The 12,304-nt window shown below is 73.0% G+C and carries 7 protein-coding genes and 2 pseudogenes; 4 read left to right on the plus strand and 5 right to left on the minus strand.

The window, feature by feature from the left end; genetic code table 11:
• Positions 1–84 precede the first annotated feature (84 nt).
• The 3 genes and pseudogenes from P0R35_RS03955 to P0R35_RS16375 form a co-directional block, all read left to right on the plus strand.
• Entirely contained in the window at positions 85–2,871 is a 2,787-nt protein-coding gene (locus P0R35_RS03955) for an ATP-dependent helicase (RefSeq protein WP_284013926.1), read from the plus strand.
• 106 nt (positions 2,872–2,977) lie between these two features.
• Positions 2,978–3,436, plus strand: coding sequence for a PH domain-containing protein (locus P0R35_RS03960; protein ID WP_284013927.1), 459 nt, complete (start codon positions 2,978–2,980; stop codon positions 3,434–3,436).
• A 98-nt stretch (positions 3,437–3,534) separates the two neighbouring features.
• Positions 3,535–4,983 (plus strand): annotated as a pseudogene (locus P0R35_RS16375) (PH domain-containing protein); the annotation flags it as partial.
• Between the two features lie 348 nt (positions 4,984–5,331).
• Here the strand turns inward: P0R35_RS16375 and P0R35_RS16380 are convergent.
• Both P0R35_RS16380 and P0R35_RS03980 read right to left on the minus strand, forming a co-directional pair.
• Positions 5,332–6,553: pseudogene (locus P0R35_RS16380) on the minus strand (lactate racemase domain-containing protein).
• Between the two features lie 58 nt (positions 6,554–6,611).
• Positions 6,612–9,386: an AAA domain-containing protein gene (locus P0R35_RS03980; protein WP_284013930.1), complete on the minus strand. Its 2,775-nt coding sequence runs from the start codon at positions 9,384–9,386 to the stop codon at positions 6,612–6,614.
• Between the two features lie 106 nt (positions 9,387–9,492).
• On the opposite strand from P0R35_RS03980, the gene P0R35_RS03985 reads away from it, so the two are divergent.
• Complete coding sequence (locus P0R35_RS03985) at positions 9,493–10,188, plus strand: hypothetical protein (protein WP_284013931.1); 696 nt, start codon at positions 9,493–9,495, stop codon at positions 10,186–10,188.
• A 10-nt stretch (positions 10,189–10,198) separates the two neighbouring features.
• Here the strand turns inward: P0R35_RS03985 and P0R35_RS03990 are convergent, their stop codons facing one another.
• The 3 genes from P0R35_RS03990 to P0R35_RS04000 form a co-directional block, all read right to left on the minus strand.
• Entirely contained in the window at positions 10,199–11,017 is an 819-nt protein-coding gene (locus P0R35_RS03990) for a hypothetical protein (protein ID WP_284013932.1), read from the minus strand.
• 63 nt (positions 11,018–11,080) lie between these two features.
• A complete protein-coding gene (locus tag P0R35_RS03995) occupies positions 11,081–11,536 on the minus strand; it encodes a UPF0179 family protein (protein ID WP_284013933.1) in 456 nt (151 codons plus the stop codon).
• Between the two features lie 61 nt (positions 11,537–11,597).
• Positions 11,598–12,059 (minus strand): DUF5820 family protein, encoded by a 462-nt coding sequence (locus P0R35_RS04000; protein WP_284013934.1) that lies wholly within the window; start codon positions 12,057–12,059, stop codon positions 11,598–11,600.
• Positions 12,060–12,304: the final 245 nt, after the last annotated feature.

A 12,304-nucleotide genomic window follows, 5' to 3' on the forward strand; every position in this document is an offset into this window, starting at 1 on the left:
CGCCGGGACGGGCGCAACCGTCGGGCTCGCGCCCGCGTGCGCCCGCCCACAACCCACTTACCCGCGGGACGCCTTGCGATCCCAATGACCGAGGGCCGGGATCTGCTCGCGGCGACCGACGCCGACTACGACTTCGATCCCGCGACCGTCGACATCGCGGACGCGGCCGTGCTCGACCGGCTCGAACCCAGCGTACGCGAGTGGTGGGTCGACGAGTTCGGCGCGTACGTCGGCGGCAACGGCGGCTTCTTCACCCCGCCCCAGCGGGAGGCGATCCCCCTCATCGACGAGGGGGAGAACGCGCTCGTCTGCTCGCCGACGGGGTCGGGCAAGACCCTCTCGGCGTTCACCGCGATCCTCAACGACCTCTTCCGGCGCGAACGCGAGCGAGACGACGGGCTCGACAACAGCGTCTACTGTTTGTACGTCTCGCCGCTGAAGTCGCTCGCGAACGACATCACCCGCAACCTCGCCGAGCCCATCGCGGGCATCGCCGAGAACCTCGCCGCCCGCGGCCACGAGACGGGCGTGCGGCAGGCGATCCGCCACGGCGACACCCCCGACAGCGAGCGCCGGAAGATGTTGGAGGAGACCCCCCACGTGTTGAACACGACGCCGGAGACGCTGGCGATCCTGCTCAACTCCCCGAAGTTCAAGGAGAAACTCCGGTCGGTCGAGTACGTCGTCGTCGACGAGATCCACTCGCTGGCGGAGAACAAGCGCGGCACCCACCTCGCCGTCTCGCTGGAGCGGCTCGAACGCCTCTGTGCGTCGTCGCCGACGCGGATCGGCTGTTCGGCGACCGTCGAGCCGCTGTCGACGATGGCGGAGTTCCTCGTCGGCGGGGAGTACGACCCCGACGACGGGGAGTGGACGCCCCGCGACTACGAAATCGTCGACACCCGGTTCGTCCGCGAGTTCGACCTCCGCTTGGAGTGTCCCACCGACGACCTGATCGACACGCCCCGCGACGTGGTGAACGAGCGCTTCTACGACCGGCTCCACGACCTGATCGAGAGCCACGAGAACACGCTGGTGTTCACGAACACGCGGTCGGGCGCCGAGCGCGTGCTCACGAACCTCCGGGAGGGGTTCGGCTACGACGACTCGGACTCCGGCTGCCACCACGGGTCGATGTCGAAGGAGCACCGCGAGGCGATCGAAGAACAGCTCAAGACCGGAGACGTCGACGTGGTGACGACCTCGACGTCGCTGGAACTCGGGATCGACATGCCCCACATCGACCTCGTGGTGCAGGTCGGCTCGCCCAAGTCGGTCGCCTCCCTCCTCCAACGCGTCGGGCGCGCGGGCCACCGGCTCGGCCAGACCGTCGAGGGCCGGGTGATCGCGCTCGACCGCGACGAGTTGGTCGAGTGTGCGGTGATGCTCGAGAAGGCCGAGGAGGGGTTCGTCGACCGGGTGTTCGTCCCCGAGGAGGCGCAGGACGTCGCCGCCCAGCAGGTGTACGGGATGGCGATCAACTCGGTGAAGCGCGAGGCGGACGTGCTCGACACGCTCCGGTCGGCGTACCCCTACCGCGCGTACTCCGAAGCCGACTGGGAACAGCTCATGCGGTACCTCACCGCCGACTACCCCGGGATGGAGGAGAAGAACGTGTACGCGAAGGTGTGGCGCGACACGAACGACCCGCCCGACGGCGAGTACCACTACGAGGAGTTCGACGTGGGCGAGCCGCTGATCGGCAAGCGCGGCCGGATGGCACGCGTCATCTACATGACGAACCTCGGCACCATCCCCGACTCGTTCACCATCGACGTGTTCGTCCGCGGCTCCGACGAGTGGGTGGGGCAACTCGACGAGGAGTACCTCGACACGCTGGAGAAGGGCGACGTGTTCCAGTTGGGCGGCGGCACCTACCAGTTCAGCTACCGCCGCGGGTCGAAGGTGTACGTCGACCCCTCCGGCAAGCGCCCCACCGTCCCCTCGTGGTTCTCCGAGCGGCTCCCCCTCAGCTACGACCTCGGGCGCGAGATCCTCGACTTCCAGGGCGCGGTGATCGAGCGCCTCTCCGCGGGCGGCCCCGCGGCCGCGCGCCGGTGGCTCCGCGACCTCCCGCTGGACGAGAACTCCGTGCGGGCGATCACGCGGATGTTCGACGAGCAGCGGCGCTACCTCGGGCCCGAGGGCGTCTCCACCCACGAGCGGCTGGTCGTCGAGCAGGTGCTCGACCGGGCGGAGTACCGCCGCCACTACCACGTCCACAGCAACTACGGGCGGGAGTTCAACGACGGGCTCTCGCGGCTGGTGGCGTACCGCTGTTCGCGCCGGGCGAACACGAACGTGCAGGTCGCCGTCGCCGACAACGGCTTCACGGTGACGATGCCGCTGAACCGGAAGGTGGACGTCGCCGACGTGGTGGCGTCCATCGACCCCGACGACGTGTACCCGGATCTGCGGGCGGCGCTGCAGGGGACGGACCTGCTGAAGCGGTACTTCCGGATCAACGCGACGCGGTCGCTGATGATCCTCAAGCGCTACAAGGGGTACGAGAAGTCCGCCGCCCAGCAACAGGTGTCCTCGGAGATGCTCATCTCGTTCGCGGAGGACCTCGACTCGTTCGCGGTGATGGAGGAGACGTACCGCGAGATCGTCGAGGACAAACTGAACGTCGCCGGGATCCGCGAGGTGTTGGCCGACGTGCAGGCCGGCGACCTCGAGGTGGTCGAACACGAGGTCGACACGCCGTCGCCGCGGGCGTTCGGGCTCGCGACGCTCATGGCCAGCGACGTCGTGCTCGCCGAGGACGAGAACGCCGTGTTGCGGGAGTTCCACGCCCGCGTGATGGAGGAGTTGGGGGAGGACGCGGACGACGGCGTGTTCGCGGAGGGCGGCGCCACCGGCGCGGAGTGAGGCGCCGACGCGCGCGTTCGGCCCCGCGTCCGCGACGGGGTCCCCGCGGCCGGATCGGCGCCGCCGGACCCCACATGGTTTACCGCAGGCACCCGTAGCCGTCGCCATGGAGTCGTTGGATCCCCGCGTCCGCCTCGCGTGGGTCGTGGGGGCGCTCGTCCCCGGGGCCGTCATCGCGGCCGTCGCCGTCGGCGCCGCGCGCATCGGCGCGCCGGTGCCGCTGACGGGGGCGCTCGCGTTCGCGGCCGCGGTCGTCACGCTGGGGCTGATCGCCGCCGTCTACCGCTACCGCGTGTGGCGCTTCGAGGTGCGCGAGGACTCGCTGTTCATCGTCCGCGGCGTGCTCACCCGCGTCGACACGTCGGTCCCGTACGTCCGCGTCCAGCACGTCGACACCCGGCGCGGGCCGCTCGAGCGCGCGCTCGGGCTGGCCTCCGTCGTCGTGTACACCGCCGGGTCGCGCGGCGCCGACATCACCATCCCCGGCCTCACGCCCGCACGGGCCGGCGAGCTACGCGAGCGACTGCGCGAGCTCGCGACCGAGTCGGAGTTCGACGCGGTCTGATGGCCCGGCTCCACCCGCTGTCGGCGGCGGTGAGCGCCCTCCGGTCGGGCGGCCAGCTCGCGCTGTTCGCGCTGTTCGCCGGCACCGCCTTCGGCGGGATGGGCGGCGGGTTCGACGCGTCGGCGCTGGCGTTCGCGCCCGCGGCGTTCCTCGTCGGCGGCGCGCTGTCGCTGGTTCGGTGGTACCGGTTCGAGTACGAGGTGCTCCCCGAGCGGCTGGTCGTGCGCTCGGGCGTGCTCTCGCGCCAGGAACGGGAGATCCCGCTCCGGCGGATCCAGAACGTCGACGTGCGCCGCAGCGTCCTCCAGCGCGCGCTCGGGCTCGCGACCGTCAGCGTCGAGACCGCCGGCGGCGGGTCGACGGAGGCGACGCTGGACGCGGTGTCGGCCGACGAGGCCGACCGCCTCCGCGAGGACCTCGGCCGTCGCGCACGGGCGGCACGGGACGGCCGGACGGGAGCCGCCGACGACGCCGGGACCGCGGACGCGACGTCGGCGACGACGACCGACACCGACGCCGGGGCCGTCGGCGTGGACGCGCCCCCCGAGGACCGCGAGACGCTGTACGAGCTCTCGGGGCGACGGTTCGCGACGCTGTGTGCGGTGTCGTTCCGGCCGAGCGCCGTGATCGCGCCGTTCGTCGGCGCGAGCATCTTCGACGACCTCGTCGTCGACGGCTTCAGGCTGCTCGTGCGCGCCGGCATCGTGGACGTGGACGTCGGGCCGGCCGACGTCCCCTCGCTGGGGGTGGCCGACCTCCTGTACCTCGGCGCGCTCGGGGTCGGCTCGTTCCTGCTCGTCGTGTGGGTCGTGAGCGGCGTCCTCACGTTCGTGCGCTACTACGGGTTCCGGCTGGAGCGCGTCGACGACGAACTCCGGTACGAGCGGGGGCTGCTCGGCCGCTACAGCGGGACGGTCCCGCTGTCGAAGGTGCAGACGGTCACCGTCTCGGAGAACGCCGCGATGCGCCGGCTGGGGTACGCCAGCCTCACCGTCGACACGGCGGGCGCGGCCCCCGGCTCGAACGGCGACGGCGGCGGCGCGGAGACGGCGGTGCCGCTCGACACCCGCGAGCGCGTCGGTCGGCTCGCCGACGACCTCCGGGCGACGCTGGCGGGCGACGACGCCTCGTGGACGACCGACGCAGACCTCGACGACGCCTTCGGCGAGGCCGTCGTCGAGCGCCCGCCCGCCCGCGCCCGCCGTCGCTACGTCGCCCGCTACGCGCTGGCGGCGCTGGCGGTGACGGCCGTCGCCGTCGGCGTCGACCGGTTCGCGTTCGGCCTCCCGCGGTACCTCCCGCTCGTGCCGCTCGTGGGGCTCGTGCTCGCGCCGCTGGCGGGCCACCTGACGTGGGCGAACCGCGGCCACGCGACCGTCGACGACGGGCTGGTCACCCGCACCGGCGTGCTCCGTCGACACACGCGGCTGGTGCCGTACTTCCGCCTCCAGACGGTGTTCGTCTCGCGGACGCTGTTCCAGCGCCGCCGCGACCTCGCGTCGGTCGTCGGCGACTCGGCGTCCTCGTCGCGGCTGCTCGGCGGCGACGCGACCGCCTACGACGTCGACGGCGCCGAGGCGGACGACCTGCGGGAGGAGCTGTTGGCGCGCCTGCGCTCGGACCTCGCGGCGAAGCGACGGCGACGGCGTACGCGGCGCCGGCCGCCGACCCCGCCCGAACAGACGGACGACGAACAGGCGGACGACGGCCCCGCCGCCGACGGAGCGCCCGACGACACGGCCGGCGGCGACGCCGCGGGCGCCGCGGACGGGTCGCGGTCGTTCGAGTGGGTCGACCCCACGGGGAACGGCGCGGCCCGCACCGAGGGCGGGGAGGAGGGGCCGGACGGCGAGGGGGCCCCGGCGGCGCCGACGACGGCGAGTCGGAGCGGTAGCTCACACCAACAGCGTGCTCAAGGCGTCGGGAACGACGAGCACGCGACTCCCGGGGGCGACCGCGTCGGCCGGCGACGGCGCGGCGCGCATGAGGCACGCCTCGACGACCTCGGGGTGGTCGCTGTTCGTCACCCACACCTCGTGGTCGCGCAGCGCCCGCGCGAGCACGAACGCCCGCTGAGCGCCCGGCTCGTACCCCCGACGCATCGTCTCGAACACGTCGGCGGCCGAGGAGCCCGCCGACAGTCGGTCGTAGAAGCGTCGCTCCCCGCGGCCCTCGCCGGCGCCCTCGGTGAGCCGCGCGGGGAGGACGACCCGGCCGCCCCCGCGCAGGGGTTTCGCGCCCCGAGGATCACGTACGTCGCCGCGCGGCTCGTCTGGTAGAGGTTCGCGTCCTTCGGGGCGGGGACGCCGCCGACGACGGCGTCGTACTCGCCCGCCACCTCGACGGACAGCGCCGCGCGGGCGGTGTCGGCGAGGTCGCGCACGACCGCGCGCGGCTCGCCCGCGGCGGCGCCGAGGATGCCGGCGGGGCCGTGGGTGACGTTGACGCAGAAGTCCGGCCCGGCGAGGTCGCCCGCGCGGTCGAGGAACTCGCGGAACGGGTTGTCGTCGACGCGGCCGAGGCGCACGCCCGGCTCCGCGAGCATCTCCGGCCCGTGGGTGTAGCGGATGAGGGGCTCGGCGCCGGCGCCGACGACGACCGTCTTGGCGCCGCCGGAGAAGCCGGCGTACTGGTGCGGCTCGACCATCCCGGTCGCGAGCACCGCGTCCGCGTCGGCGACCGCGGGGTTGACGCGGACGGAGACGCCGTCGACCGTGCCCACTTCGACGGCGGCGTCGGGGTCGTGGTTCTCGGCGCGGTCGGCGAACTCGCCGAGGCCGTCGCGGATCTCCTCGTCGGTCATCGGACGGTGGAGGCCCAGCCCGAGCACGATGGTCACGGCGTCGCGGTCGACGGGGAGCCGGTCGAGCATCGCGGCGACCAGTTCCTCGTCGGGCGTCGCGCGCGTCACGTCGGTGACGACGACCGCCACCTCGTCGTTCGCGTCGACGACCTCGCCGATCGGGGGGCCGTGCGGCTCGTCGAGCGCGGCCTCGGCGGCCTCCCGGGGTCGACCGCCTCGCCGCCCGCCGGGACCGCCGTGTCGACGTCGCAGTCCGGCAGCCGGACCGACAGCGTCGCGTCGCCGAACGGGAGGTCGTACACGTCGTCGGTCATGGGAGGCGAGTCGCTCCCGGCGAGCAAAAGCCCCCGGGCGCCCGGCGGGCTCGTCGAACTACCGGCGCGCCCACTCCAGCATCCGGGCGTAGAACGGCTCCGACGCCAGCGCCTCGGCGTCGCCGACGAGACACAGCGCCTTCTTCGCCCGCGTCAGGGCGACGTTGACGCGGCGGGTGTCCTCGAAGACGGGCGAGTCGAGGTCGCCGGTGGCGACGAACGAGACGACGATCACCTCCTCGCTCGACCCCTGGAAGCGGTCGACCGTGTCGACGGTCACGTCCGTCCGGCGGCCGATCTCGGCGACCTGCGCCCGGAACGGCGCGATGACGCCGATGTCGTCGGGGTCGACGCCGGCGGCGACGTACGCGTCGACGACCGCGGCGACGCGGTCGGCCTCGACGGGGTTGGCGTTCCCCTCGCGCGCGCCGTCGGGGTCGACGAAGCTCACGCCGTCGCCCAACTCGGGTGGGAGGTCCGCGGTGTCGACGCCCAGATCCGCGAGCGTCTGGCCGGCCACCTCGGGCGTCGCCGGGCGGAGCTTCCCGTCGTAGAACTCCCGCGAGGAGAACGCCTGGATGCGCTGGCTCATCCGGTACTGCCGGTCGAGCATCACGCCGGCGTCGGGGTGGTCCTCGATGAGCCGCTGGAACAGCGACTCCCGGAGGCGGTTCTCGGCGCGCACGACCGGCGGGAGCTGTTGGTGGTCGCCGACGAGCACGAAGCGGTCGGCGAGGTTCACCGCCGCGAGCGTCCCCGGTTCGGTCAGCTGTGAGGCCTCGTCGACGAGCGCGACGTCGAACTCCTGTTCGCGCATCGTGCGCGAGCCGCAGGTGGAGGTCGTCGCGGCGACGACCGGCGCCGAGTTCAGCGTCGCGGCGCGGTCGTTCGGCTCGCCGCGCGTGACCAGCCGGATGTCCTGCATGTCGCCGCGCACGCCCGTCTCGGTACCGACGCGCAAGGCGTCGTCGAACCCCTGCTCGCGGAGCGCCTCCAGCGCGTTGTCGACGGCGCGGTTCGTGAACGCCGACAGCAGCACGCGGTTCCCGCGGTCGACGAGCGCGCGGACGATGCGGGCGATGGTGTACGTCTTCCCGGTGCCGGGCGGCCCGTGGACGAGCGCGAAGTCCTCGGCGGTGACGGCTCCGGTCACCGCCTCGTTCTGTGCCTCGTTGTTGTCGATGAACGGTTCGGCGTCGGCGTCGCGGGCGCCGAACGCGGGCTCGCGGCGCCCGAACAGCACGTCCTTGCGGTCGGGGTCGCCCTTGAGGACGAAGTCGTGGACGGCCGTGTGCATCCGCGACACCGACAGCTCGGAGGGGTACACGTCGAGGCGGCGGAGTTCGACCGGCTCGTCCGTCTCGACGACGACCTCGTCGCCCAGTTTCTCGATGCGGCCCAACTCGGCGTGGCCCGAGGCGGGGTCGCCGTCCGACGCCAGCGCCACGTCGCCCTCGCGGAGCTTCGAGACGGCGTCCGAGTCCTTGCGCGCGGTGAGTCGCCACCGGCCGTCGCCGATCGGCTCTCGAGACAGGGGAGTGAGGTCGATCAGCGCGCGGTCGTCGGCGGCGCGTTCGGCGGCGGTCTGCTCCCACAGCTTCCGGTACTCGGCGTGGGTCTCGCGGCGTTCCTCCTCCAGCGCGCGGTACGTCTCCTCGAAGTACGTCCGCTCTTCCTCGGGCAGCGGCTGTCCGATCTGGCCGGCTTTCGACTCTTGGTCGAGCCGTCCCGACACGACCATGCAGGTGTCCTGCTCGAAGCAGTACTCGCACTTCGCGTCGGCCTCGTACCCCGTCGGGACGGTCATGTCGAACTCCGTCGCCGCGATCTCGTTGCGCTGGCGGACGACGAAGTCGAGGAACCCCTTCCCGACGGAGAACTCCTTGGCCGGCGAGAGGTCGCCCGACTCCTCGCCGCGGTCGAGCGCGGTGTTCTTCGTGTACAGGAGGGTGCCGGTGTCGACCTCCACCCCGCGCTCGCGCAGGAGGAGCGCGTAACACGCCGCCTGCACCTTGTCCTGGAACCGCGGCTCGCGCTTGAGGTTCTTCCCGGTCTTCAACTCGACGGGCTGGCCACGCCGGAGCGCGTCGGCGCGCCCCTTCACCCCGAAGGTGGGCGAGATGAGCGTGTACTCCGAGCGCCACTCCGTCTCGTCGGGGCCGCCGTCCCAGTCGTCTCCGTCTCCGTCGGCGTCGCCCCAGTCGCCGAGCGTGCTGTCGCCCGTCGTGGCGGCTGCGTCGGCGCCGTCGGCACCGTCCGCGCCGTCGGCCGCCGACAGCCGCCCCTGGCTCAGCCACCCCTCGATGGCGGCGGCGTTGCGGCGCACCTCGTCGGCGACCTCGTCGCGCTCCATCCCGAGCAGGCCGAGTTCGAGGCCGGCCTCCGCGACGCGGTCGTCGATGGAGTCCTCGAGGTCGACGCCGCGCAGCAGGTCGCCGAACACCTCGTGGACGACCGTCCCCTTCACCACGGGGTAGTTGAGCGGGATACCCGAGAGCTTGTTCAGGTAGTACATCCGCGGGCACTGCACCCACGAGCGGATGTCGGTCACGTCGACGAGGAAGTCGGGTTCGAGGACGACGTACGACTCCTGGGAGGTGGTGTACCCCTCGCGGTCGCCGTAGTCGTCGCGCTCGGCGTCCGTGACGAGCAGTTCCATCCCCTCCTCGGCGTGCTCGGCGGTGTGGGTCCACTTCCCCCAGAGGGTGACGGTGACCGGGTCGCCCGCGCCGCCGTCCGGCCGGAGCGTCAACTCGGCGAGGTCGCGCTCGCCGTAGCGCGTGCTCACCTGCCGGACCTCGCCGACGTCGAGGAGGGGACCGCGAACGTTCACTACCCGAAGGGACGGGTGCGGGGGAAAAACGGTGTCGGTGCCGCGACCCGGGGCGGCGGCCGCGGCCGCGGCGACCTTTATCGGGCGTGGCCGCCCATCGACGACCATGGAGTACCTCGCGGTCGCGGTGCCGTGGCGGGACCTCGCGGCCGAGACGGACGGGACGCTCGCCGGGAAACATCGCGTGCTCACCCGGGTCGTCGCGCCCGCGATGCGGGAGGCGACGGACCGCGGGTCGGTGTCGCTGTGGTTCCACTCGTTTTGGGACGCCGCGGGTCGCTACGAGGTGCCGACGCTGCGGGTCGTCTGCGGCACCGACGCCGACCCGGTCGCCGCCGGCGCGGACGTGGCGGACGCGCTGGAGGCCCGCGGGCTCGACGCGCTCGGCTACGACATCGACCTCGCGTACGACGCCGACCGGCTGCGCGGCTACTGGGGCGACCACCTCGCGGCGTGGTGCGAGGCGAAGGCGCGGCTGTCGTCGCTGGCGGTCGCGGCGGTCGAGGGCGGCCTCGGCGAGCCGTACGCGTTCCACCGGACGGTGAACCGCCCGGGGCACGTCTGGGCGAACATGCTCGGCTGTTCGTACCTCGCGGAGGCGGGCGTGTACACGGCGCTCGCGCGCGGCTACCTCCGGCTGCTCAACCTCGGCGACGGCCCGCAGTCGGCGGCGGTCCGCGAGGCGATGGCCGCCCTCGACGAGGCCGCCGCCGCGCTCCCGGACCCGATGCGCGAACTCGACACCGACGAGCTGGCCGCGGTCAACGCCAGCGGGACGCGGACGCCGGACGCCGACGAGTGACGCGCGGCGCTCACGACCCGGTCTCGTTCGCGAGCGCGGCGTCGACCCACGGCGGCCGCGGCACGGTCGTCGCCGAGACGTTCGACACCCGGACGTCGACGGTCACCGACATCGGCTCGCCGTACTCGGTCGTCCGGTAGCGGACGGTCGCGCGTTCGATGACGCCCTCGTCGGTGACGACGACCAGCACCGAGACGTTCGAGCGCAGCGGGACCGACGGCTGGCCGGCGTCGGCCTCGGTGAGCCGGTGGTGAACCGTCCCGTTCCGCGTCGTGGCTCCCGAGTACACCAGGCTGTACGGGCCGAGGATCTCGCGGATCTCGGCGGCGCCCGTCGGGCTGAACGCCCGCTGACGGGGGACGTCGGTGTCGTGAACGACGGTGCCCGCGCCGTCGTCGCCCACGCGACGGACGGAGACGGTGTCGTTGCGCCACAGCGTACGGTTGACGGAGTCGCCGTCGGCCAGCCGGTACGGCGTCTCCTCGGCCTCCGACACGAGGAACTGCTCGGGGGGAGCCGCGTACGACCGGACGACCGTGTCGAGCAGGACGGAGCCGTTCGTGTGCGTCCGGGTGCGCGACACCTCGACCGTCACCGACCGGCCGTCGAGCGCGTCCTCGTGGGCGGCCGTCACCGCCCGCGTGTCGACGCCGTCGGCCGTGACCCCCCGCGGAAGTGCCGACGCCGTCGGCGTCGGCGAGGCGGTCGGCGTGTCGTCGAGCGCGGGGTTGACGGTCCGGGCGTCGGGGCCGCCGGTGTCGGTCACGCCGCCACAGCCGGCGAGCAGGAGACACAGCGACAGGAGGACGGCGAGACGGGGAGGGCGCATCGGCGGCGCGTACCGAACGCGGCGTGGTAAGTCTTCGGTCGGGAGAGTACCCGACGGGTCGGCCTACGCCCCGTCCTCGGCCTCGAACGTCACCGTCGTCAGCGTCCGGTCGAGGTGACACACCTCGTGGGGCGGGTCGCCGTCGACGGAGGCGATGCGGTACTCCGCGTCGAAGTCGGCGCCGAGCGGCTCGCACAGTTCGTGGCTCGGACAGTCGACGTGGGGACACGGCCCCTCCAGCGACGCCCGCGAGCCGGCGTACGCGCCCCGGGAGGCGACGTTCGCGGAGATGGTCGCGGGCTCGACCTCGACGGCGCGGACGGTCCCCTCGGCGTGGACCGCGCAGTCGAGCGCCTGCGTGTTGTCGCGGACGCCCGTGACGCGGTAGCGCCGCCCCTCGGCGAGGTTGAGGCACTGGCCGCGGTACGGACAGCCGTCGCAGGCGCTCGCGGCGCCGTGGAAGACGAACTCGGTCCCCTCCTCCGCGAGCGCGGTGCCGACGAGCGTGACGGTTGACATGCCCTCGGCTACCCGGTCCCCGGAGTTAACGCCGTCGCCGGCGCGCCCGTCGCGACCCGGGTCAGTCGCCCCGGACGAGCGCGTCGAGTTCGTCGAGGTACGCCTCCCGCGGCACCTGGTAGGCGCCGCGGTAGTCGATCGCGCCCGCCGCGAACCGGCTCGTCACGTCGGCGACCCCGTCGACGGCCGCAGCCCGCTCGTCGAACGTCCGCGACTCCGCCTCCACCTCCGGCTCTAAGAACAGCGTGACGTGCCACTCGTCGGTCCGGTACTGGCCCGAGCCCGGTCGCGCGCGCCGCGAGCCGTTCGTCAGGTACACCGTCGGGAGACACGGCGCCGGGAAGCGGTCGGCGTCGAACACGTCCGGCCGGTAGACGACGATGGCTCGCCCGCCCGGCTCCTCGTTCCACACGCGCCAGCCGTCGCCGAGGGCGCTCGGGTCGACCGAGACGTCCGCCCCGTCGGCCCACCCGTCCGGTTCGGCGGCCGCGTCGTCGCCGGTCTCGCCGTGTTCGTCGGTCATACCGCTCGATAGCGCGGCCGCGGGCTTAGGCGCCACGCTCGGCGCCCCGCCGACGGCTATCCACCGCCTACGGGCGTCGAAGGGGCGGGTTGCCGGCGGCTCGGACGAGGCTACCGGGCGTCGGTACCGGCAGGCGTCGCCGACACGCTTATCTGTGTTAACACCTACCACAACATTACAGTCTCGGTCCGACCACGGGACGGAGGCAGCGACCCCCACCGATCGCCCTCACGACGAGTTCTGTT

The organism is Halobaculum litoreum (assembly GCF_030127125.1).
Lineage (GTDB): Archaea > Halobacteriota > Halobacteria > Halobacteriales > Haloferacaceae > Halobaculum > Halobaculum litoreum.